Origin of the sequence: Kaistella carnis (assembly GCF_003860585.1) — a bacterium.
GTDB lineage: Bacteria > Bacteroidota > Bacteroidia > Flavobacteriales > Weeksellaceae > Kaistella > Kaistella carnis.
Genome location: NZ_CP034159.1, coordinates 2,958,954 through 2,981,083 on the forward strand (window position 1 = coordinate 2,958,954; position 22,130 = coordinate 2,981,083).

Below are 22,130 nucleotides of genomic sequence, written 5' to 3' on the forward strand. Positions count from 1 at the left end.
ATGATTTGGCATATTTGGGAATTTGTTATCTTTGCAAGATATGGAGTTTACCGCATCGCAGATTGCAAATTTTATTAACGGACGAATTATAGGAGATGAGCAAGCCATCATCAATGGCGTGTCACCCATTGAAAGTGGGGAAGAAAATCACCTTTCATTCGTTGCTCAGGAACGGTTTGTCAATTATATTCAAGATTCAAAGTGTTCCGTGATTATTGTCTCAGAAAAGCTTTTAACCAAAGATAACTATCGTCCCACGATTATTGTGGTAGAAGATGCTTACCTTTCTTTTCAGGTTTTAATGAATCTCTACCAAGAGATGCAGGGCAGGAAATCTGGCATTGAAGAAGGCGCAGTATTTCATGAGTCGGCGACCGTTGGAGAAAATGTATATGTTGGAGCTTTTACCTGTGTTTCCGAAAAGGTAAAAATTGGTGATGGCTCTCAAATCTATCCTCAAGTTTTTATAGGTAAAAATGTGAAAATTGGTAAAAATTGTGTGCTGTATAGTGGCGTAAGAATTTACGATTACTGTATTATTGGCGACAATTGCATTATTCACTCCAATACGGTGATCGGTTCCGATGGTTTCGGATTTCAACCCACAAAAGATGGTTATCAAAAAATTCCTCAGTTAGGGAACGTGGTGCTTGAAGATCATGTAGAAATTGGATCTAACTGCAGTATTGACCGCGGAACAATTGGTTCAACTGTCATAGGTAAAGGTACCAAAATCGATAATTTAATCCAGATTGCCCATAACGTAAAAATTGGTCAGAACAACGTAATTGCCGCGCAGGCAGGAATTGCAGGTTCTACAGTAATTGGTGACTGGAATCAAATCGGTGGTCAAGTCGGCATCGTAGGTCATATTCAGATCGGAAATCAAGTCAAAATACAGGCACAGAGTGGTGTGAATTCCAGCACCAAAGACGGGGAAATTCTGTACGGTTCACCAGCGATCAACGCCGGAGAATACCGACGTAATTATGTGCATTTCCGAAATTTCAGCGATATTATAAAACGAATAAATAATCTTGAGATAAACTCAAAAGATAAAACTAATGAGTGATAAACAAAAAACACTAAAGGAAGAAATTTCTCTTTCGGGGATCGGTCTTCATACAGGTAGAGAGGTAACTCTGACCATGAAACCGGCCAAAGAAAATACGGGCTTCGTCTTTGTAAGAACCGATTTGGAGGGTAACCCACATATTGAGGCAGATGTTAATTATGTGACCACTACCGAAAGGGGCACTACTTTAGAAAAACTCGGTGTACGCATCCACACTTGTGAGCATTTACTTGCCGCCTTGGTTGGTTGTGATATTGATAATGCCATACTTGAAATGGACAGTGCAGAGCCGCCAATTTTAGACGGTTCTTCAAAATTCTTTGTAGAGGCAATCGAAAAAGCAGGTATCGAAGAGCAAAGTGCAGTTCGTGAATATTTGGTGATTAAAGAGGTGTTGTCTTATAGTGATCCCGTAACAGGTTCAGAAATAACCATCATTCCTTCAGAAACTTATGAAGTGACGACCATGGTCGATTTTGGAACTAAAGTTTTGGGGACTCAAAATGCTACTTTAAAAGATATTTCGGAATTTAAAGAAGAATTTTCCGCCGCGCGTACCTTCAGCTTCCTACATGAACTGGAAATGTTGTTAGATGCCGGTTTAATAAAAGGTGGCGATATGTCAAATGCCATCGTTTATGTTGATAAGGAATTAACGCCTGAAACCGCAGATAAACTGAAAAAAGCTTTTGGGAAAGATGAAGTTTCTATTCGCCCGAACGGAATTTTAGATAATCTTACTTTAAATTATCCCAATGAAGCGGCACGTCACAAACTGCTCGACGTTATCGGAGATTTAGCTTTGGTAGGCGTGAAAATAAAAGGTAAAATTATCGCCAATAAACCGGGCCATTTCATAAATACCCAATTTGCAAAGAAACTGAACAGACAGTGGAAACTGCAGAAGAAAAAAAACGTACCCGATATTGATATTTATAAGGAACCGGTTTATGACATCAACGGAATTATGCGTTTGATGCCACATCGTCCACCATTTTTATTGATTGATAAAATATTAGAACTCTCTGAAACCCATGTAGTCGGACTAAAAAATGTGACAATGAACGAACCGTTTTTTGTTGGACATTTTCCGAAAGAACCCGTGATGCCCGGTGTTTTACAGGTTGAAGCATTAGCACAAACCGGTGGAATTCTTGTGTTAGCAAGTGTTCCGGATCCGGAGAATTATTCTACTTACTTTATCAAAATGGATAAAGTGAAATTTAAGAAAAAAGTGGTGCCGGGTGATACCATGGTTTTCAAAATAGAACTTATTTCACCCATTAGAAGAGGAATCGTTCACATGCAGGGTTACGGCTATGTTGGCGACAGCGTTGTGGTCGAAGCAGAACTCATGGCACAAGTGGCAAAAAACAAAGCTGATTAAATGATTCATCAACTAGCTGCCGTAGACAAACGTGCGAAAATAGGAAAAAGCGTTACTGTAGAACCATTTACAACCATTGCCGGTGACGTAGAAATCGGCGAAGGAACCTGGATTGGTTCAAATGTGACGATTATGGATGGAGCCAGAATTGGTAACAATTGTCGAATTTTTCCCGGGACCGTTATTTCGGCTATCCCACAGGATTTGAAGTTTGACGGGGAAGTAACTCAAGTCATTATCGGTGACAGAACTACGCTTAGAGAGTGCGTCACGATTAATCGCGGAACTAAAGCCCTGGGTTTTACAAAGATTGGAAATGACTGTCTGATCATGGCAACTTCTCATGTTGCACATGACTGCGTTCTCGGGAATGGCGTTATTATCGCAAATGGATGCGGCATCGCGGGTCATGTAGAAATCGGCGATTTCGTAGTGATGGGTGGCCTTTCTGCTATTCAGCAATTCGGTAAAATCGGTAAACATGCCATGATTTCCGGAGGCTCTTTAATAAGGAAAGATGTTCCACCTTATGTAAAAGTAGGTCGGGATCCTATTTCTTATGCCGGAATTAATTCCGTAGGATTAAGACGCCGAGGATTTTCAAATGATAAAATTTTTGAAATTCAAAAAATCTACCGCGCTATTTTTCAGATGAAGATGAATGTTTCCCAAGCATCAAGTTATGTGGAAAAAGAAATGTTACCGACTGCAGAACGCGATGAAATTTTAGAATTCATCAAAAATTCGCCGAGCGGAATTGTCAAAGGTTACGGAACAGGAAGAGAATAATTAACAAAAACAATAACCGGTTAGACTTCTAACCTTCAAATTAATATAATTTTTAAATGGCTACAAGCAACGATATTAAAAAAGGAATGTGTATTGAATATAGCAATGATATTTTTAAAGTCATTGATTTTTTGCACGTTAAACCAGGTAAAGGTCCCGCTTTCGTTAGAACTAAAATGAAGTCGGTGACCAACGGTAAAGTATTGGACAATACTTTTTCTGCAGGTCACAAAATTGACGAGGTTAAAGTCACTACAAGAAAATTTCAATATTTATATGAAGATGATAACGGATATCACTTTATGAATAATGATGATTTTTCTCAAATTTATCTTGATAAAGAAATGATCGAAAACGCTCAGTTTATGAAAGCGGGCGAAGAAGTAACCATTATTTTGAAAGAAAGTGATGAATCTCCTTTATCCGCAGAAATTCCACCGACGGTTTACCTTGATGTGATCGAAGCTGATCCGGGCGTAAAAGGAAATACCGCGACCAACGCACTGAAAAACGCAATCGTTGAAACCGGAGCTCGCGTCATGGTGCCTTTGTTCATCGAAGCTGGTGACAAAATTAAAGTAAATACCGAAGACGGTTCTTACTTAGAAAGAGTAAAATAATTTAGCACCCTATATTGATGACTTTTACAAAACCGCAAACCCTCAAATCAATCTCAGAACTTATTGGCGCTAAAATGATTGGCGACGAAAATTTTCCTGTCTTGGGAACCAATGAAATTCATCGGGTTAAAAGTGGGGAAATTGTTTTTGTAAATCATCCAAAATATTACGATAAAGCTTTGAATTCGGCGGCCACGATTATTCTGATTGATAAAGAAGTTGATTGTCCACCGGGAAAAGCATTATTGGTTTCCGATGATCCTTTCCGCGATTTTAATAAAATCAATACGCACTTTACAAAGATTACCCATTTCGGCGAAACCCTTCACGAACTTGAAGTAGGGGAGCGAACGCAAATTCACTCTTCAGTAGTGATTGGTAACAATGTGAAAATCGGAAATGACTGTATTATTTATCCTAATGTAGTGATTGGAGATCGAACGGTCATTGGTGATAACGTCATCATTCAGTCCAACACGGTTTTAGGCGGCGATGCCTTTTATTACAGAAAATTAAATGGAAATTTCGACCGTTTAATTTCAGTGGGAAATGTCATCATTGAAAATAATGTGGAGATTGGAAACAACTGTACGATCGATCGTGGAGTTACAGATTCCACCATCATTGGTGAAGGGTCAGTTTTAGACAATCAAATTCAAATCGGTCATGATACCACTATCGGAAAGAAATGCTTGATCGCTTCCCTTACCGGGATTGCAGGATGTTGTATCATTGAAGATGAAGTAACCATCTGGGGACAGGTTGGGATGGCTTCCGGTGTTCGTGTTGAAAAAGGAACGGTGCTCTTAGGGAAAACCGGAGTCAATAAAGATTTAAAAACCGGAACATATTTCGGACAGCTCGCTGAAGAGTTTAAAGAGTATCTGAAAAAGCAAAGTAAACTTAGAAAACTTTAAACAGAAGATATTATTCTTTTAAAGTGGATCTAAATAAACGAGGATATAAAAAGAAGATTAGATTCAGGTTCTGCGGAAATTTGCAGAATCAGTAAAAATTTTCTTAATCGTCATAATTTGGAATAGAAAGATTATTATAAGTAATTTTACATTTCAGTCAATAGTTAAATAATAAATTTAAATTAATAAAAAATGTCAGTATTAGTAAACAAAGATTCTAAAGTAATCGTACAGGGTTTTACCGGAAATGAAGGAACATTCCACGCAGGTCAAATGATTGAATACGGAACAAACGTAGTAGGTGGAGTTACTCCAGGAAAAGGAGGTTCTGAGCATTTAGGAAAACCGGTATTTAATACGGTGGCTGATGCAGTAGAAAAAGCTGGAGCTAATGTGAGTATTATTTTCGTACCGCCGGCATTTGCTGCTGATGCGATTATGGAAGCTGCGGAGGCAGGAATTAAAGTAATCGTTTGTATTACTGAAGGTATTCCGGTAGAAGATATGGTGAAAGTGAAAGCATACCTTGCTGACAAAGATAGCAGATTGATCGGGCCAAACTGTCCGGGAATTATTACTTCTGATGAAGCGAAGATCGGTATTATGCCAGGTTTCGTTTTCAAAAAAGGAAAAGTAGGAATCGTTTCTAAATCAGGAACTTTAACTTACGAAGCGGCTGACCAAGTTGTTAAAGCAGGGTACGGAGTTTCTACCGCAATCGGAATTGGAGGTGATCCAATTATCGGAACTACTACAAAAGAAGCCTTAGAATTATTCATCAACGATCCGGAAACTGAAGCAGTAGTAATGATCGGTGAAATCGGTGGTAACTTAGAAGCTGAAGCAGCAAGATGGTACAAAGAAAGCGGTTCTAAAAAACCAGTTGTAGGTTTCATCGCAGGACAAACAGCTCCAAAAGGAAGAACAATGGGTCATGCAGGTGCAATCGTTGGTGGTGATGAAGATACCGCTCAGGCAAAAATGTCCATTATGAGAGAAAACGGAATCAACGTGGTAGATTCACCGGCTGAGATCGGAGCTACCGTTGCCAAAGTTTTGGGATAAGACACAAAAAAACAAATGATAATGAGAAAAATAATTTTAAGTTCAGCGCTTTTAGCGTCGGTGCTACTTTCAGCACAGATTGATTTTAGTAGCACAAGATTCGGAGCTACTGCCGGAGCAACTTATTCCCGCGTGAGCAATGCCCATAATCCTTCCGGAGCGAGAGTTTCTTTCTACGGCGGTGGTTTAGCAATGATTCCTGTGGACAATAATGATCAGTTTTATATTCAACCTCAAATTGAATATCTGGGAGCTGGTGAATCCGGTAAAGACAAAGATTTTAAAGGTCGAGATGGTTACGATGCAATCTACGCCAACAATTATCTGAGTGTTCCTGTTTACTTTAAAGGTTATTTTTCTGAAGCAGAATCGGAGTTTTTTGCCATGGCAGGACCAAGATTTAGTTTTTTGATCGATCAGAAAGTGACAGATGCGCCAACCAATAAACCGTTTTATGGTTTAGATGAGCTTCCCGAATATCCCGGAGTAAACGGTAAGGCGACTTCTTTCAATTTCGGTTTGGCTTTTGGCTTGGGATTCTCTTTCAAAAGACAGTTGGAGCTAACGGCGCGTTATGATCTTGGGGTAACAAACACCTACAAAAATCTAATGAACGAGCCGGGAACTGATGCAAACATCGCTAAAAAGAAATCTGAACAGATCTTAAGTTTAGGCTTAAGTTATATTTTTCAATAATCATTATTCATGATCATATAAATTCCATCAATTAATTTTGATGGAATTTTTTTTTGAAGTCGATTATATGTGGAGTATAAATAAGAATTCCTTTTGATGATTCAAAAGGAATTTCTATTAAATATATTAATCAACGATATATTGTCCACTATCAACTATCAACTGTCAATTCAGTCCTAACTTCTGATCCATTTCCACAATTCCTTCGCAGTCGCTTTATTACCGTACATAAGAATACCAACACGATAGACTTTCGCAGCGATAAAAATCATCAATAAAGTAGAGGCCAAAAGAATGACCATCGAAACCAGAATCTGCCACGCCGGTACGCCAAACGGAATCCTCGCGATCATGGCAACAGGCGACGTAAATGGGATCATCGATAACCAGAATCCAAGCGGACCTTCGGGATTATTCATAATGGTAAAGCTGCCGTACATTCCTACCATCAAGGGAATAATGGCGAATAAAGTAAATTGCTGTGTTTCTGTTTCGTTATCAACAGCAGAACCGATAGCCGCGTACATGGAGCTGTAGAAAACATACCCCAGCAAAAAGAAAACGATAAATACGCCAATAATTACCGGCACATTCATGTCTAATAAAATATGAGAAACCTGTGCCGCGATCTGTTTGAAATCAAATTTTTGCACCATTTCGGCGGATTCTGCACCACCCGGAATCTGGCTTTGCATCGCACTAAACCCAGTGTTTAAGAAGAGAGCGCCAATAACTGCCATCGTGATCCAAACCAAAAATTGGGTCAATGCAACAAAGGTAACGCCCAGGATTTTACCCATCATTAATTCAAATGGTTTAACCGAAGAAATGATAATTTCGACCACGCGGTTGTTTTTTTCCTCTAAAACACTACGCATTACACGAACCCCGTAAATAATGATGAACATGAAAACGGCGTACATTAAAACCATGGCTAAACCCGATTTCACACCGAAAGACAGATCGTTATCTGTCGATTTATTGTCGACGACATTCTGCGTATTCAGCTCAAAATTTTCGTCCAGATTTTTCATCTGATCTTCTGAAATTCCCAGTTTTTGAATTTTTTCTTTTCTGATAATTTTTGACAGATCAGAAGCAACCTTTGTTTTAGTGTCAAATCCTATTTTCTTGTTGATAAGTAATTTAGAATTTTTCTGCAGTTCATCGTAATTCTGATCTTTAAGTTCCGGAATAACCAGTAAACCTTCAATACCATCCATATCTTTTAAAGTCGCTTCCAGAGATTTTTCGTTCACTGCCGGCACAAAAACATATTTTACCTGGTTCGTACTTTTTAGATTTCCAACAAATAATCCGCTTTTGTCCACCACATTAAATGTGCTTGTGCTTTCATTGGCTTTAAACATAAAAGCAATTAAAGCCCCGAAAGCAATCATCATCAGTGGCGCCAGAAGCGTGAGAAGAACAAAAGATTTTTTCTTTACCTGCGTAAGATATTCTCTTTTTGTAATCAGGAATATATTTCTCATGAGTATTTTTTAATTGAATTTTTTTGGCGAATTAGGAAACTAATTCATTTTTTCCCTGTAGATTTCCACTGACGGCATTGATGAACACTTCATTCATACTTGGGATTTTTTCGTCAAATGAACGAATCTTTCCAACCTTCATTAATTGATTAATTAAAAGGTTTTGATCATTGTCATTTTTCAAATCGAAAGAAACCAATTGATTTTCGGTAGAATAATTATGGATCTCAAACTGATTTTTAAACTGCTCAAAATTTTCGGAGTTTACATCAGCTAAAGTCACGTTAAAAATGTTTTTCTTGAACTGTTCCCGCACATCAAACACTTTTCCGTCTAAAACTTTTTTGGCTTGGTTGATCAATGCCACGTAATCACACATTTCCTCTACACTTTCCATGCGGTGCGTAGAGAGAATTATGGTCGTTCCGTTCTTTTTTAAATTGAGGATCTGATCCTTAATCATATTGGCATTTACCGGATCGAAACCCGAAAAAGGTTCATCCAAAATCAACAGTTTCGGTTGATGCAAAACCGTAACGACAAACTGAATTTTCTGCGCCATTCCTTTCGAAAGTTCACTCAGTTTTTTCTTCCACCACTGATCGATTTCTAGTTGTTCAAACCAATATTTTGCCTGAATCAGCGCGTCATTTTTGGTCATTCCTTTCAGCTCTCCGAAATAAAGAAGCTGGTCGCCAACCGTCATGTTTTTATACAACCCACGTTCTTCCGGCATATAACCGATTTGTCGGATATGTTCAGGATTCAGTTTTTGATTATTAATAAAAACATTGCCGGAATCGGCCTGCGTAATCTGGTTAATGATTCGGATAAAGGTCGTTTTTCCTGCACCATTCGGGCCCAATAGTCCATAGATACTGGCTTCAGGAACATCAATAGAGAAATCCTCTAACGCCAGTTTTTTGCCTGCGTTATAAGTTTTAGTTACATTTTCTGCTTTCAGCATCGACATTGTTTTAAATGATTAGTCCTTTATTCACAGGAAAAGTTACGGAAATTAACATAAAATTTTAGGAGCCGGGAACCTGCTTTCACTACTCGCTTTTTTACAGATTTTGGCCGCCTCCAAATGCCTCCGAAAAATCTGTAAAAAGAGCTCAAACATGCCGTTCAATCAGGGCTATAAAACCAGGTAACCATGGAATAATTGGATTAAATAAAACAAGCAGCTTCTATTCAAACACTCAAAAATTCAATCAATCCAGACGATCGGAAAAAACCAACTTACAAACTTGGATCTTTTTACTTTTTACTTGATTCTTCTTTATCAGTTAACAAACTCGAAATCTTTATAAAAGGCATCTGCTTCAGCAATAACCCCATCCATTTCCTCTAGGGTGAAAACCTCCAGGAACTTCCGGCGGAAATCTTTAAAATGAGGAATGCCACGGAAATAATTGCTGTAATGCTGGCGCATTTCGATAAGTCCCAAACGCTCACCTTTCCAGTCTTTACTCCATTCAGCGTGTTGTCTTACCGCTTCCAGTCTTTGAGTAATGGTTGGTTCAGGTAAAATTTCTCCGGTTTTAAAGAAATGTTTCACTTCATTGAAAATCCAGGGATAACCAATGGCGCCGCGACCGATCATAATACCGTCGCAGTCGAATTTGTTTTTATATTCCCAGGCTTTTTGAGCCGAATCAATATCACCATTTCCGAAAATCGGAATTTCGATATTTGGATTGTTTTTTACGGCGTGAATATAATTCCAGTCTGCTTCTCCTTTATACATTTGGGCACGTGTTCGGGCGTGAATCGTTAAAGCTTTTACCCCAACTTCCTGTAAGCGTTCTGCAACCTCCATAATGTTGATACTCTCTGTATCCCAACCCAGACGGGTTTTCACGGTTACCGGTAAATGAGTAGAATTTACGACTGCTTTGGTTAAACGAATCATTAAATCAACATCTTTTAAAACGCCGGCTCCGGCACCTTTACACACCACTTTTTTTACAGGACAACCGAAATTAATATCAACAATATCGGGATTTACGGCTTCTACAATTTTTGCAGAAAGTGACATTGCTTCTTCATCGCCGCCGAAAATCTGAATTCCCACCGGTCTTTCGTAATCGAAAATATCGAGTTTCTTCATGCTTTTCATGGCATCACGAATCAATCCTTCAGAGGAAATGAACTCTGAATACATCATGTCTGCACCGTGCATTTTACACAGTTTTCGAAATGGCGGATCCGAAACATCTTCCATAGGTGCAAGCAACAATGGAAATTCTGGGAGCTCAATATTACCGATCTTTATCATGGTGCAAAGATATTAATTATGAAAGGAAAAATAGGAGACGAAGCATAAAAAGAAAATAGACTTCGCTTGAAGTCTATTTTTTATAAATCCCGTCATTTAATCAAAATCATGATGGGTGTCGTCTTTTGAATTTCTGTAGACGAACCACATTCCGATGGTTAAACCAATTACACCAGCTACAGCAGTCATTAAAGCTCTTTCCAATTTGTCGGGTTGCGTGTTGCCAATATAGTTGAAAAGAAATAAAATGATGAAAGTAATGGCTGCGATTACCGCGTATTTTGTGCTTTTTATATTCATGATTATAATTTATAGCCGATCATTATTCCGCCCCGATAGGGAATCCATTCGCCACTTCTGTTCCTTTTACGTGAAGCATCATCATATCGAATTCCCAATTCTTTGTGATATCCTTTGTAAAATCCCTGGGAGGTTCCCCCGCCTAAATATAAATCCATATTCCAGCGGTCATTTAACTGAAATTGATAACCTACAGTTGCGCCTAACATAAAAGAAAAGCCGTCTTGGTAGAGATCCGATTTAATATAAATTGGCGATTCGGATGTATACTGATAAGGCTCGTCACTCCAGTAATTCCATTTTTGCGCGATGTATCGGGCTCCAGAAATATTAGCGCCTACATACCAATGTTTAAATGCCTCTTTGAAATAATATCGTGCGTCGAAACCAAGCATGTAGATCTGCATGTATTTTCCTGCAAACGATTTCCAGGGAGAGATAAATAAATCACCTTGCAGAGTGATTTTATCTTTTAGCTGATATTCTACACCCGCATTTAAGATGCCGATGGGCAGAAAAAGCGCATTGGCTTTGACATATATTTTTTTAGCCGAAACAGAATCTTGGCTTTGGGCACTGTGCAAAACTGAAAATAGAATGGCAAATGCAAAGATGAGTTTTTTCAAAATTGAGAACTTATTTTAAAGATTGTAGCAATTGTTCGGCAGCAGAAGAATCTTTTCCATTCTGAATGGCAAGATTTTTAGACATTTCTGCGTACATTTTAGCGTTGGATTTATTACCCGTTTTTGCATAAATTTTTGCAAGAATATAGGTGTTTTCGGAACTTTCAGATTTCATAACTGCTTTTTCGGCCCATTCTTCAGCTTTTTTAAGTGATGTTTTGGTATCAACATGCTCACTGAACAGCCAGGCAGCTTTTAGTAATTCTTCGGTATCGAAATTGTCTGCATCCTTATAATAAGCCAAGGCCGCTTTTTCATATTCTTTAAAATTACGAACGTTCGGATAATAAATTACTTTCATCCTATTGAGGGCAATCTCTGCTTCCGTTTTACCCACGAGAGGAATTGCATTTTTGAAGAAATAATCATCATTAATAACACCGGTGTTTTGATCCAGTGAATTTTCCATGACTTTCGAAATCTTGATATTTACGTCGAACTGCTTGTAAATATCTTCGGACATTATTTTAGTAATTGCGTCTTTTCGATCTTTAAAGATTTGATAATTAGGATCACTCGTTGATTTTAAGAAATATAACAACATTCCAATATCATCTCTCGTTAATTCATCTTCATTTTTAACCTTAAAATATCGTTCCGAAGCTTTTTTAGCCAGCTCATAATCGCTTTGTGCATATAGCTTCATCATATTCAGCAAAAAGTTGGGATCACTTTCTCCCTGCTCAAAAAGTTCTTTGGAGGAGTTGTTTGCAAATTTAGGATTGTTGGCTTCCTTCGCGATGGCAAGAAAATCCTGCTCGCCCATATAACCAAAATTCTGCATCACCAATTCGCCATCGCCATTTATGAAAAGAAAAGAAGGGTAGGAGCGAACGCCATATTTTAACGCAATATCACGGCCTTCCCCTTTTTCCATATCAAACCTGGCATTGATAAAATTCGCGTTGTAATATTCTTTAACGGCCGGAAGTGTGAAAATGTTTTTCTCCATTAATTTACATGGACCGCACCAGGAGGCATAAGCATCCATAAAGACCAATTTTTTTTCCTTTTTTGCTTTCGCCAAAATTTCTTTGAAACTGGTGTCCTGGAAATTTATCGTCTCTTGAGAAAATGAGGCTAAATAAATCAATAGGAAGAGTAGGGTAAGTGTTCTTTTCATTTTAAATAAAATTCGTTGCGAAGATAATTATAAAATAATAACCGTATTGCGATAGTGGAGTACAGAAAAAGCGCTTCTTCGCAAATCTGAAAATTAATTTTCGCCTCTGCTACCATCATCACAATGATTGTTTCTTTCTAATTATTAAAGAATCACTCTTCTTTTTATTCCGGTTTATATCCGTCTTTTAAGGTTACCGTTCTATTAAAAACTATTTTATCTGCAGTGGAATCACGGTCTTTAGTGAAGTATCCAATTCTTTGAAACTGGTATGGATGTCCGATTTCTGCATGCGCTAAACTCGGTTCGGCGAATCCCTGAACGATTTTTAAACTGTCAGGATTTAGGAATTCCATAAAGTCTGTTTCTTTTTCTGCATCGGGTTGTGGTGTCGTAAACAATCGGTCGTATACTCTAACTTCTATTGGCAGGGCATGTTTCGCAGAGACCCAATGCAATGTTCCTTTTACTTTTCTTAAACTTTCTTCAGTACCACTTCCAGATTTGCTTTTTTCATCATACGTTGCATAAATGGTTGTGATTTCTCCATTTTCATCCTTATCTACACTCTCCGCTTTAATGATGTATGCAGACTTCAAACGAACTTCGCCACCAAGTTTCAGACGGAAAAATTTCTTGTTCCCTTCTTCTTTAAAATCTTCTCTTTCAATATACAATTCTCTGGAAAACGGAACTTTTCTCGTGCCGGCATCTTCCTGCTCAGGGTTGTTTTCGGTTTCTAACCATTCTTCCTGATCTTCAGGATAATTTGTAATCACCAACTTCACAGGATCAACAATCGCCATAACGCGTGTTGAGATTTTATTTAAATCTTCTCTAACGAAAAATTCGAGGAGTTGAATATCAATTAAATTTTCTCTTTTTGCAACGCCAACCCTTTCAATGAAATTTTTAATGGAAGTCGGAGTGAAACCTAATCTTCGCATTCCGGAAATGGTTGGCATTCTTGGATCGTCCCAGCCTGTTACTGCATTTTCAGCAACGAGTCTTTGTAATTTTCTTTTAGAAGTTATCATGTAAGAAACATTCATTCGTGCAAATTCACGTTGTTTGTTTCGGGTCTTTGACTCGTCGTATACCTGATCCAGATACCAATCGTATAAAGGGCGGTGATTTTCAAATTCTAATGAACACAGAGAATGAGAAATCTGCTCGATATAATCAGATTCACCGTGTGCCCAATCATACATTGGATAAATTTTCCATTTATCTCCGGTTCTATGATGAGGTCTTTTTAAAATACGATACATCACGGGATCACGCATATTCATATTCGGAGAAGTCATATCGATTTTTGCCCGAAGAGACATGGCACCTTCTTCAAATTCGCCATTTTTCATTTTTTCGAAAAGTTCTAAACTTTCCTCCACAGGGCGGTTTCTAAAGGGAGATTCAATTCCGTCTTCAAAAGGATTTTTTCTTTGCTCTGTAATTATTTCTGAAGGTTGCTCGTCCACATACGCTTTTCCGTCCTTGATCATTTGCACAGCCCAATCATATAATTGGTCGAAGTAATCGGAAGCATATAATTCCTTATCATATTTAAATCCAAGCCAGTCAATATCAGCTTTAATAGAATCTACAAATTCCTGCTCTTCTTTTTCCGGATTGGTATCATCAAAACGCAAATTTACAGGAGCTCCGTATTTTTCCCCCAAACCGAAATTAATGCAAATAGCTTTGGTATGTCCCACATGCAGGTAGCCGTTTGGTTCTGGTGGAAATCTGAAACGTAATTTTTCTCTGGATAAACCGTTGGCTAAATCTTCTTCTATAATTTGCTCAATAAAATTGAGAGGTTTTTTATCTTCTTCCATAGGATTGTTCATTTGGCAAATTTAGTTAAAAGTGAGGAAAAGAAAAACTTCGGCGTATCATATTTACAAACTATGATCTCGTGAAGTTAAAGTGATTACTTAGCACGAAATTTACTGAGCAAAAATCATTTTTAAAGTGGTTTAACACTGATGAATAAAAGTTCTGTTATGTGTCAAAAAAAACATAATTTTGCAAACTCTAATTAAAAAACGTTAGAAGTTTTTGACTACTGAAATTCAAGGATTTAAATGACTTTGGCTTTTGCTGTATGTTCCTGAATTAAAAATAATGCATGGGAAGAACTCTATTTTTTTTATCTTCTTCAATTTTCAATAAGAAAAGTTTCAATCTGCTTTTTCTACTTTGCTTTTCACAAATCGCTGCTCAGATATTTGTGAAAGAGGGTACGCCTCTTACCGTAAAACCCGGTAGTTTTATTTCCTCAGATACCATTATTTATGAAAGTAAGTCTTCAATAGAAAATAATTCTTCGGTAAATGGCGGTGGAAAGATTTATGTGGCAAAAGGTGCGATAATTACAGATTTAAGTCATCAATTAAAAGCTGAATTGATCTGTGTAAATAGTACTAGATCAAGTCAAGGAGAGAAATTAAAACCTTTAAAAAAGATAACAAAAACTCAGATTTCTGCTGTTAAGCCTGTCAAAAAAGCAGAAATTGTGGTGAGAAATAAACCTTCTTTCTACCAATCAACAAACACTGAAGAATTTTATTCTAAAAGAGGGAGTGGTACTTTTGCAGTCTTTGCAGGTTCTGCTTTTACTCTTAAAAAAAATCAGAACGCTCAGGCGATCCTATTTAAAAAATCACTTGTCTATTTTTATTTACAAGAGAAGCAAAATAGTACTATAACGTCCTATCTTATTTTTTCTGCAGATGTGGTGGAGGGGATCAAAATGCGTGGTCCCCCAAAATCCTGGTTTTCTTAGTATTTTTTTTGAGTTCAAAAAACAACACAGATCAACGCTGTCTCCTGGAGACATATCTTAACAATTAATTAAAATTAAATGAAATTTTTATACAAACGACAATCTTTATCGTTTTCTAGAGTATTGTCAGTTATTATTTTTTTCCTTCTAAGCCAAAATAATCTACTGGCAGGACAATTTAAAAATCAATTTTTAACCGCGAATTTTTCGGAGCAAGTCTTTTCTACTCCGATACCTCCTACCGTGAATCCTGCTCCACCTGAAGTTTGTACGGAGAAGATTGAGGGTTTACCATTTAGTGCTTCCACAGCAACTACAACTACTGTTATTCAACCCGCCACAACATATGGTTTTATGTTCGATATTTATAAGCTGGATAATTCTTTTACCCTAACCATTAATGGAAAGCCTATCGCCAATAAAGAAATTGAGTTTCAATCGGCTGGAACTGACGGGGTGAATATTCGTTTTGCTGATGGATCAAAATATGAGGGAGGGGTGGGTACCATTTACTCGCTCACGGGAACACCTGCAGCGCCTTTATTAAGAGTTGTTATCAGTCCAACAGGAGTGGTGACCATGTTCGGAAGTAAAGTTTCAGGTGGACCACTATTTCCCTTGGAGCTTTTTAATGGTGCTAATTTTAATAACGTCACGTGGAATAAGACCATGCCTAATACTACAGTAATTTCTCAAAAACAGGTGGGACCTACAAATATTAGCGGTCAGGGTTTTGGACTTAATGAAATTCCATGTATCTGTTTTAATCCTGCAGATACAGCAACTCCCGGTCAAGACACTAAAGTGGGAATTACCTTATTTAACAGAGCCGGAAGTGAAAATACCGACAATTGGCCAATGACTAGAAAATCAGGACACCTCGCGCTGGAATCAAATACAAAAGGTTTTGTAGTGAGTAGAATTGCGAAAGCTGACTTAGGTAATATTACAGTACCACAAGAAGGAATGATGGTATTTGACACTACAGATAAATGTTTGAAGATTTATTCTGAAGGCGAATGGAGCTGTTTTTCAACACCAACGTGTCCTTAATTTTGCAAAAAACACCATTTAATTGAAATGGTTCATTCATATTTTAAAAAGAAACAAATGAAAAATATATTTTCAATATTAGTATTAATGATTTCCTGCATGACTTTTTCTCAGGTCATTATAGGGAACCAGACCGGAAGTGCAACTGATAAGACCTCGGTGTTGCTGGAGTTTGCTGCGGGACAAAACAAAGGAATTATTCTTCCTTATGTAAGAACACTTCCCACCGGAGCCACGTTGGCCGAAGGTACAATTCTTCTTGATGCCACGGATTCAAACGCCGCGAAGGTAAAATATTATAAAGGGTCTTCAACTTGGATGGATCTAAGTAGTGGAAACGGCGCCAACGTATCTTCGGCAATGCAGATTCAACCGGCGGCTGCTTCTGAGAACAGTTCCTCGAAAGTGATTATAGGTTCTACAACTTCGAATGTTGATGGAGTCTTAGTTTTGGAATCAACGCAAAAAGCAATGGTCTTGCCCATGGTTTTAAGTACCGCGGACATTCCTAATCCTTCACCCGGAATGATGGTCTACATCAACAAGCCTGGCGCTAAAAGATTAGCGGTGTTCAATGGAGCGGTCTGGACCTACTGGCAAAAATAAAATAGATCGATGAGAGATTAAAACTCAAATGAGTTTGTAATTTTACAAAAAGTTGCAGCATCAGGTATATTCAAGTCTGAAGCTGCAACTTTTTTTTGTTTTAAGTTTTTTTGAAAATATCGGTTCTAATAGATTATTTATACTTATTAATTTCAATTAATAAAAAGTACTGATGTTCAATAAGATATCGATAAAATTATATAACTTTATTTCCAATTGAAATCTCTTTTAATATTAATGGTCTTTTAAAAATGAAAAATCATGGCGGTATTTATTTTAAGCAACAGACAAATCCTTTTTGAAGAAAGTAAAGAATCCTTTTCCAATGAAGAAGTTTCAGTACCGAACTTTCGCATTGCAAAATGTAATTTCGAAGGTTGGAAAGAGCCGACCAAGGAGGAATCAAAGAAAAAAAATTATAAGGGAAGAAATATTTTAGATTACAAAATACTTTCGGAACCTGAAAAATCCGGCTATCAAGAAGTGCTGGAAGTTTTAAAGAAAGAAAAAAAATTTGGTGATTCAAAACTCACTAGCGCAAATCTCGGCGGTACGCAGCGAATGTTTTATGATCTGTATAAAGAAATGTCGGCTACGAAAGAAAGAAATGATGTTCTTATCTTTATTCACGGTTATGCGTATACTTTCGATCAAGAGTTACAGGCCATCATCGAGCTGAAAAAATTATATATTGACAATGTAAAATCTCCGGTTAATCATATTTTATTTATCAGCTGGCCCGCCTCCAGTTCTATTTTTCCGCTCACTTACTTTGATGATAAGGCAGCCAGTATTAATTCGGGTAATTCTCTACTTCGCCTTTTTTATTTCTACACCCAGTTTCTCAAAGATATTTTTTCTGATAAACAATTGACACCTTGTCTTCAGCGGGTGCATATTATGGCGCACAGTCTGGGGAATCGTCTTTTACAAAGTATGCTTTACAGTTTAAAAACTGATAATATTCTGCGCGTAATTGATCAGGTAGTGTTGCTCAGTGCTGATGTCAGTTTTAAAGTTTTTGAGAATTCGGAAGAATCTTTCGTTAAGCTTCCACTTCTGGCAAATCGCATCAGTATTTACATTAATCGTAAAGATGCCGTGTTGGGTCTGTCCCAGTTTACAAAGAATATTTTAGCGCCACGACTAGGGAAAATGGGACCTACAGGGATTTCAGAAGGTGAAAAAGTAATCTCTGTGATTGACTGTACAGAAGTTAAAAATGATTTAAAACCAACTTTTAAATTTCAAGTCGGCAATCATTGGAATTACTTATCAAGTTCCGATGTGCAGGCAGATATTCTTTCTGTTTTAAATGATACCGATCAAAATCTCATTGCAAAAAGAAGTAAAGTCTCCGATCAAATGTATTTATTAACCTAAATATAATTGCTGTAATCATGTTAATGATTTCAAATTTTCCCAAAGTACCTATCTTTGCACAATGAAATTATTTGATCTCATCATCATTGGCGGAGGACCAATTGGCTTAAACTGCGCATTGGAGGCGGAAAAAGCGGGCCTCTCTTATCTTATTATCGAGAAAGGGACGATTGTAAATTCCCTGTACAACTATCCTTTGTACATGACTTTTTTTTCCACTGCAGATAAACTTGAAATTGCAGATATTCCTTTTATAACCACTTCTCCAAAACCCGGCAGAAGAGATGCTTTGGAATATTATCAGGGGATCTCACGACAGCGAAATATCAATATTAATTTATACGAAGAGGTTTTAAAAATTACCAAAGAAGAACAATTTGTGGTTGAAACTTCGAAGTCTGTTTATTTAGCAAAGAAAGTCGTTATTGCCACCGGTTTTTATGATATTCCGAACAAAATGAATGTAAAAGGGGAGGAGTTGTCGAAAGTAAAACACTATTATTCTGAACCTTATCCGTATGCCAATCAGAAAATTGCCGTAATTGGATCCAGTAATTCCGCGGTTGATGCAGCTTTAGAAACCTATCGTAAAGGAGCAGAAGTCACCATGATCATCCGTCATTCTGAGATTTCTAAAAGCGTGAAATATTGGGTTAAACCGGATATTGAAAACCGAATTAAAGAAGGAAATATCGCCGCTTATTTTAATGCTGAAGTTCTAGAAATAACACCAACTACAATTATCTTTAAAGATGAAAATCAAACAGTTCAGGAAATTGAAAATGATTTCGTTCTGGCGATGACCGGTTATCTTCCCAATTTTGAATTTCTCCGAAATTCCGGCATTGAACTTCAGGGAGATTGTTTGAATCCTTTTTATAGCGAAGAAACCATGGAAACAAATGTTCCCGGATTATATCTTGCAGGCGTCGTTTGTGGCGGAAAAGACACGCATCTTTGGTTTATAGAAAACTCTCGAATTCATGCCAATCTTATTGTGAAAGATATTTTATCTAAGATTGAAGTTTCACGCAATCAAATTTAACGCATCATCAATTCATCGCCGTGTAAAACCAATCTCGTTTCTAAATTATTGGTGAATAATCCGCCTGTTCCCAAACCTTGTGGAATTTTCGGATTTTTAGTAAAGGTATACTGAGCAATCGCATTCAAGCCGATATTGCTTTCTAATGCTGAGGTAATCCACCACCCAATCTTTTTACTTTCCGCAAAAGAAATCCATTCATCAGTACCGGAAAAGCCTCCAACTAAAGATGGTTTCAAAATAATATATTGTGGATTTATTTTTTCTAAAAGTTCTTTTTTATCCTCGAAATTCAGGACACCAATTAATTCCTCGTCTAAAGCAATCGGGGTGGGTGTGTTCTTACAAAGTTCAGCCATCTGCTCAATATTACCAGCTTTAATCGGTTGTTCTATAGAATGGATGTCCAAGTCTGCAAGTTCCTGTAGAACAACTTTGGCTTCTTCAAAAGTAAATCCACCATTGGCATCAACCCGCAATTCTAAGTCTTCTTTTGAGAACGTTGAGCGCAGTTGTTTCAAAATTTCTTTCTCGGAATTCCAGTCGGTACCGATTTTCAGTTTCAAACATTGGAATCCTTCATTCAGTTTTTCCTCAATCTGTTTTTTCATAAAATCAGCGTCGCCCATCCAGATAAGACCGTTGATTTTTATAGAAGAATATCCTTCTGAAAATTCACCCGGAAAATAAACGTCTTCCCCATGTTTTAAATTTAACATCGCCTGTTCGTAGCCAAACCAAATGGAGGGGAAATGAAGCAATTCTTTCCGCAGCAATTTCTTATTTTCATTAATGTTTTCACAAAGCCATTTTAACATTTCCTCATATTCCGGAACATCTTCAAAACTGAGTCCGCGGAAAATTGCGCATTCACCAATTCCTTTTTTATCGCCCTCGCTGATCTCGAGAAAGTAGGTTTCCTTGGTGGTTAAAACGCCGCGTGATGTTCCGCTGGCTTGTTTGAATTCTAAAATATATTGTTTAAAAGTTGCTGTTTTCATAGGTATTTGTATAGAAAAGAAGGGATCAGATTATTTATTTATTTAAAATCTAATTTCATTAGTGGTAGAAATCTTTCTTTGATAGAAGATTCCCGTTGGTTGTAAGTTACGAATCCAAATTTTTTATAAAAGAGTTCGGCGTTTGGGTCTGCCTCCAAAATAATATCAATGGTATTTAAGTCTTTGGCTTTTCTCAAAAAATCGGTTAAAAGCAATTGACCAAATCCTTTGCCGATGAACTTTTGAAATAAAAATAAATGATCGAGTTCTAAATGACCGTCACCCAGTTGAATATAAGCATAGTATCCAATAATTTCATTATCCAAAACCAAGTTGTAAGTTTCATTTTCTGAAATATATTTCGAGGTAATTGTCAGTTCTGTTTCCCAGGTTTTTAATTGCTCGACCGAATAACCCCAAAATGCTTTGCCATTTTTGGTGATTTCAGTTAAAACAGAATGATCACTTGGCAAGGCTCTTCGGATATTTATTGTTTCCATACCGCGTGGTTTATTTGCAAAGTTTTTGTTAATAGCGATTCCCCCTAGCCACGATTGTAACGGCATCCTTTTTATTTTTTTTCAGAAAAATAAAAAGATACAGTGGAAGCGGGAAATAGCTCCCAAAAAAACGATGCCTTTTAAACTGCTCTGAAATTAAGATTTTTCTGCCCGAGCCATGAACTCTTCGGCTTTTTCCACCATGGTCGTGCTTCCACAGAAAAATGGAACTCTCTGGTGTAATTCGGTCGGTTCAATTTCCATAATTCTCCGGAAACCATCAGTACATTTTCCACCCGCTTGCTCCGCGAGAAACGCCATTGGATTACATTCGTATAAAAGACGAAGTTTTCCGTTCGGAGACTGCGATGTTGAAGGGTAAATGTAAATTCCACCTTTGATCATATTTCGGTGGAAATCGGAAACTAAACTACCGATATATCTTGACGTGTAAGGTCGGTCGTCTTCTTCTTGCTGGCAATATTTAATGTAATCTTTTACGCCCTGTGGAAATTTGATGTAATTTCCTTCATTAATGGAATAAATTTTTCCTGTTTTTGGGAATTCCATGCATGGGTGAGAAAGATAATAGGTTCCTAAACTTGGATCGAGTGTAAAACCGTTCACGCCTTTTCCTGTCGTGTAAACAATCATGGTTGATGATCCATAAACTACATAACCTGCGGCTGCCTGATTCACCCCTTTTTGTAAAAAATCCTCCAGACCTACAGGAGTTCCTGGTTCTGTGACGCGGCGGTAAATGGAGAAAATAGTTCCTACAGAAACATTCACATCAATATTAGAGGAACCATCCAGCGGATCAATTAAAACAACATATTTGCTTAAGTGTGCATTTTCAACCGTTTTTACTTCTATATAATCGTCATTTTCTTCCGAAGCGATTCCGCAAACCACTTCTCTTTGAGACAGTGCTTCTATGAAAATTTCATTGGCTAAAACATCAAGCTTCTGCTGTTCTTCCCCCTGAATATTTTCGTTGCCTACTTTACCAATGATATTGGCAATACCGGCTTTGTTAACTTCTCTGTTTACTACTTTCGAGGCTAAACGAATTGCACTCAGCAGGCGGGATAATTCCCCCGTGGAGTACATGAAATCTTCTTGTTTGTCGATGATAAATTCACCTAATGTTTGGAACGACTGATCTGACATTCTTTTGCTTTTTGGAGTTTTCACAAATTTCCGAAAATTCTTTCGATTTCCCCGTATATGTTTTCAATAATTGATGATTATTGGTCTTTTCTTTTCTCTAAGAAATGTATTTGTGAAATTTCCGTCTTCCCAAAATGCTTCTATAT

22 protein-coding genes are annotated in these 22,130 nt (G+C 37.4%); 12 read left to right on the forward strand and 10 right to left on the reverse strand.

All coding sequences use genetic code 11. The features are described 5' to 3' along the window. Positions 1–40: 40 nt before the first annotated feature. The 7 genes from lpxD (at position 41) to EIB73_RS13730 (ending at position 6,549) form a co-directional block, all read left to right on the forward strand. Complete coding sequence (lpxD, locus tag EIB73_RS13700; protein ID WP_125025800.1) at positions 41–1,072, forward strand: UDP-3-O-(3-hydroxymyristoyl)glucosamine N-acyltransferase; 1,032 nt, start codon at positions 41–43, stop codon at positions 1,070–1,072. Beyond that, positions 1,065–2,462: a bifunctional UDP-3-O-[3-hydroxymyristoyl] N-acetylglucosamine deacetylase/3-hydroxyacyl-ACP dehydratase gene (locus tag EIB73_RS13705; protein WP_125025801.1), complete on the forward strand. Its 1,398-nt coding sequence runs from the start codon at positions 1,065–1,067 to the stop codon at positions 2,460–2,462. The genes lpxD and EIB73_RS13705 overlap by 8 nt, the downstream gene beginning before the upstream one ends. Continuing rightward, positions 2,463–3,251 carry an acyl-ACP--UDP-N-acetylglucosamine O-acyltransferase gene (lpxA, locus tag EIB73_RS13710; RefSeq protein ID WP_125025802.1) on the forward strand — a complete coding sequence of 263 codons (789 nt, stop codon included), beginning with the start codon at positions 2,463–2,465 and terminating at the stop codon, positions 3,249–3,251. It begins immediately after the preceding gene. Positions 3,252–3,307: 56 nt separating this feature from the next. Beyond that, positions 3,308–3,871: an elongation factor P gene (gene efp, locus EIB73_RS13715; protein ID WP_125025803.1), complete on the forward strand. Its 564-nt coding sequence runs from the start codon at positions 3,308–3,310 to the stop codon at positions 3,869–3,871. A 17-nt stretch (positions 3,872–3,888) separates the two neighbouring features. Then, the gene (locus EIB73_RS13720; RefSeq protein WP_125025804.1) at positions 3,889–4,788 is read left to right on the forward strand and encodes a UDP-3-O-(3-hydroxymyristoyl)glucosamine N-acyltransferase; all 900 of its coding nucleotides are present in this window, start codon (positions 3,889–3,891) and stop codon (positions 4,786–4,788) included. A 192-nt stretch (positions 4,789–4,980) separates the two neighbouring features. Then, on the forward strand, positions 4,981–5,853 hold the full coding sequence (sucD, locus tag EIB73_RS13725) for a succinate--CoA ligase subunit alpha (protein ID WP_125025805.1): 873 nt from the start codon (positions 4,981–4,983) through the stop codon (positions 5,851–5,853). A gap of 21 nt (positions 5,854–5,874) precedes the next feature. Continuing rightward, on the forward strand, positions 5,875–6,549 hold the full coding sequence (locus EIB73_RS13730) for a porin family protein (protein ID WP_125025806.1): 675 nt from the start codon (positions 5,875–5,877) through the stop codon (positions 6,547–6,549). A 176-nt stretch (positions 6,550–6,725) separates the two neighbouring features. On the opposite strand, the gene EIB73_RS13735 is transcribed toward EIB73_RS13730, so the two are convergent. The 7 genes from EIB73_RS13735 to EIB73_RS13765 form a co-directional block, all read right to left on the reverse strand. Further along, entirely contained in the window at positions 6,726–8,042 is a 1,317-nt protein-coding gene (locus EIB73_RS13735; RefSeq protein WP_125025807.1) for an ABC transporter permease, read from the reverse strand. 31 nt (positions 8,043–8,073) lie between these two features. Next, positions 8,074–9,009 (reverse strand): ABC transporter ATP-binding protein, encoded by a 936-nt coding sequence (locus EIB73_RS13740; RefSeq protein ID WP_125025808.1) that lies wholly within the window; start codon positions 9,007–9,009, stop codon positions 8,074–8,076. Between the two features lie 321 nt (positions 9,010–9,330). Next, positions 9,331–10,326 (reverse strand): tRNA dihydrouridine synthase DusB, encoded by a 996-nt coding sequence (dusB, locus tag EIB73_RS13745; RefSeq protein WP_125025809.1) that lies wholly within the window; start codon positions 10,324–10,326, stop codon positions 9,331–9,333. A gap of 96 nt (positions 10,327–10,422) precedes the next feature. Further along, positions 10,423–10,626: a hypothetical protein gene (locus tag EIB73_RS13750; protein WP_125025810.1), complete on the reverse strand. Its 204-nt coding sequence runs from the start codon at positions 10,624–10,626 to the stop codon at positions 10,423–10,425. A 2-nt stretch (positions 10,627–10,628) separates the two neighbouring features. Then, a complete protein-coding gene (locus EIB73_RS13755) occupies positions 10,629–11,252 on the reverse strand; it encodes a DUF3575 domain-containing protein (RefSeq protein WP_125025811.1) in 624 nt (207 codons plus the stop codon). A 10-nt stretch (positions 11,253–11,262) separates the two neighbouring features. Then, positions 11,263–12,435 (reverse strand): thioredoxin fold domain-containing protein, encoded by a 1,173-nt coding sequence (locus EIB73_RS13760; protein WP_125025812.1) that lies wholly within the window; start codon positions 12,433–12,435, stop codon positions 11,263–11,265. A 164-nt stretch (positions 12,436–12,599) separates the two neighbouring features. Further along, positions 12,600–14,273 carry a glutamine--tRNA ligase/YqeY domain fusion protein gene (locus EIB73_RS13765; protein WP_125026132.1) on the reverse strand — a complete coding sequence of 558 codons (1,674 nt, stop codon included), beginning with the start codon at positions 14,271–14,273 and terminating at the stop codon, positions 12,600–12,602. Positions 14,274–14,566: 293 nt separating this feature from the next. Between EIB73_RS13765 and EIB73_RS13770 the strand changes: the two genes are divergently transcribed. The 5 genes from EIB73_RS13770 to EIB73_RS13790 all read left to right on the forward strand — a co-directional run bounded on the left by EIB73_RS13770 (position 14,567) and on the right by EIB73_RS13790 (position 19,310). Then, entirely contained in the window at positions 14,567–15,223 is a 657-nt protein-coding gene (locus EIB73_RS13770) for a hypothetical protein (protein WP_125025813.1), read from the forward strand. Positions 15,224–15,301: 78 nt separating this feature from the next. Next, positions 15,302–16,276, forward strand: coding sequence for a hypothetical protein (locus EIB73_RS13775; protein ID WP_125025814.1), 975 nt, complete (start codon positions 15,302–15,304; stop codon positions 16,274–16,276). A 57-nt stretch (positions 16,277–16,333) separates the two neighbouring features. Continuing rightward, complete coding sequence (locus EIB73_RS13780) at positions 16,334–16,882, forward strand: hypothetical protein (protein WP_125025815.1); 549 nt, start codon at positions 16,334–16,336, stop codon at positions 16,880–16,882. A gap of 261 nt (positions 16,883–17,143) precedes the next feature. Beyond that, a complete protein-coding gene (locus EIB73_RS13785) occupies positions 17,144–18,265 on the forward strand; it encodes an alpha/beta hydrolase (protein ID WP_125025816.1) in 1,122 nt (373 codons plus the stop codon). A gap of 61 nt (positions 18,266–18,326) precedes the next feature. After that, positions 18,327–19,310, forward strand: a complete 984-nt coding sequence (locus tag EIB73_RS13790; RefSeq protein ID WP_125025817.1) for a YpdA family putative bacillithiol disulfide reductase — start codon at positions 18,327–18,329, stop codon at positions 19,308–19,310. Here EIB73_RS13790 and EIB73_RS13795 read toward each other — a convergent pair. The 3 genes from EIB73_RS13795 to fbp form a co-directional block, all read right to left on the reverse strand. Then, a complete protein-coding gene (locus EIB73_RS13795; RefSeq protein WP_125025818.1) occupies positions 19,307–20,311 on the reverse strand; it encodes an o-succinylbenzoate synthase in 1,005 nt (334 codons plus the stop codon). The two genes, EIB73_RS13790 and EIB73_RS13795, sit on opposite strands and share 4 nt — an antisense overlap. A 38-nt stretch (positions 20,312–20,349) precedes the next feature. Then, positions 20,350–20,811 carry a GNAT family N-acetyltransferase gene (locus tag EIB73_RS13800; RefSeq protein ID WP_164467902.1) on the reverse strand — a complete coding sequence of 154 codons (462 nt, stop codon included), beginning with the start codon at positions 20,809–20,811 and terminating at the stop codon, positions 20,350–20,352. Positions 20,812–20,967: 156 nt separating this feature from the next. Beyond that, the gene (gene fbp, locus EIB73_RS13805) at positions 20,968–21,984 is read right to left on the reverse strand and encodes a class 1 fructose-bisphosphatase (protein ID WP_125025820.1); all 1,017 of its coding nucleotides are present in this window, start codon (positions 21,982–21,984) and stop codon (positions 20,968–20,970) included. Between the last annotated feature and the right edge of the window lie 146 nt (positions 21,985–22,130).

What these genes read in the sequence shown, in the direction of transcription:
- lpxD (WP_125025800.1), top strand. Translation starts at nt 41, where the DNA reads ATGGAGTTTACCGCATCGCAGATTGCAAATTTTATTAACGGACGAATT.
- EIB73_RS13705 (WP_125025801.1), top strand. Translation starts at nt 1,065, where the DNA reads ATGAGTGATAAACAAAAAACACTAAAGGAAGAAATTTCTCTTTCGGGG.
- lpxA (WP_125025802.1), top strand. Translation starts at nt 2,463, where the DNA reads ATGATTCATCAACTAGCTGCCGTAGACAAACGTGCGAAAATAGGAAAA.
- efp (WP_125025803.1), top strand. Translation starts at nt 3,308, where the DNA reads ATGGCTACAAGCAACGATATTAAAAAAGGAATGTGTATTGAATATAGC.
- EIB73_RS13720 (WP_125025804.1), top strand. Translation starts at nt 3,889, where the DNA reads ATGACTTTTACAAAACCGCAAACCCTCAAATCAATCTCAGAACTTATT.
- sucD (WP_125025805.1), top strand. Translation starts at nt 4,981, where the DNA reads ATGTCAGTATTAGTAAACAAAGATTCTAAAGTAATCGTACAGGGTTTT.
- EIB73_RS13730 (WP_125025806.1), top strand. Translation starts at nt 5,875, where the DNA reads ATGAGAAAAATAATTTTAAGTTCAGCGCTTTTAGCGTCGGTGCTACTT.
- EIB73_RS13735 (WP_125025807.1), bottom strand. Translation starts at nt 8,042, where the DNA reads ATGAGAAATATATTCCTGATTACAAAAAGAGAATATCTTACGCAGGTA.
- EIB73_RS13740 (WP_125025808.1), bottom strand. Translation starts at nt 9,009, where the DNA reads ATGCTGAAAGCAGAAAATGTAACTAAAACTTATAACGCAGGCAAAAAA.
- dusB (WP_125025809.1), bottom strand. Translation starts at nt 10,326, where the DNA reads ATGATAAAGATCGGTAATATTGAGCTCCCAGAATTTCCATTGTTGCTT.
- EIB73_RS13750 (WP_125025810.1), bottom strand. Translation starts at nt 10,626, where the DNA reads ATGAATATAAAAAGCACAAAATACGCGGTAATCGCAGCCATTACTTTC.
- EIB73_RS13760 (WP_125025812.1), bottom strand. Translation starts at nt 12,435, where the DNA reads ATGAAAAGAACACTTACCCTACTCTTCCTATTGATTTATTTAGCCTCA.
- EIB73_RS13765 (WP_125026132.1), bottom strand. Translation starts at nt 14,273, where the DNA reads ATGGAAGAAGATAAAAAACCTCTCAATTTTATTGAGCAAATTATAGAA.
- EIB73_RS13770 (WP_125025813.1), top strand. Translation starts at nt 14,567, where the DNA reads ATGGGAAGAACTCTATTTTTTTTATCTTCTTCAATTTTCAATAAGAAA.
- EIB73_RS13775 (WP_125025814.1), top strand. Translation starts at nt 15,302, where the DNA reads ATGAAATTTTTATACAAACGACAATCTTTATCGTTTTCTAGAGTATTG.
- EIB73_RS13780 (WP_125025815.1), top strand. Translation starts at nt 16,334, where the DNA reads ATGAAAAATATATTTTCAATATTAGTATTAATGATTTCCTGCATGACT.
- EIB73_RS13785 (WP_125025816.1), top strand. Translation starts at nt 17,144, where the DNA reads ATGGCGGTATTTATTTTAAGCAACAGACAAATCCTTTTTGAAGAAAGT.
- EIB73_RS13790 (WP_125025817.1), top strand. Translation starts at nt 18,327, where the DNA reads ATGAAATTATTTGATCTCATCATCATTGGCGGAGGACCAATTGGCTTA.
- EIB73_RS13795 (WP_125025818.1), bottom strand. Translation starts at nt 20,311, where the DNA reads ATGAAAACAGCAACTTTTAAACAATATATTTTAGAATTCAAACAAGCC.
- EIB73_RS13800 (WP_164467902.1), bottom strand. Translation starts at nt 20,811, where the DNA reads ATGGAAACAATAAATATCCGAAGAGCCTTGCCAAGTGATCATTCTGTT.
- fbp (WP_125025820.1), bottom strand. Translation starts at nt 21,984, where the DNA reads ATGTCAGATCAGTCGTTCCAAACATTAGGTGAATTTATCATCGACAAA.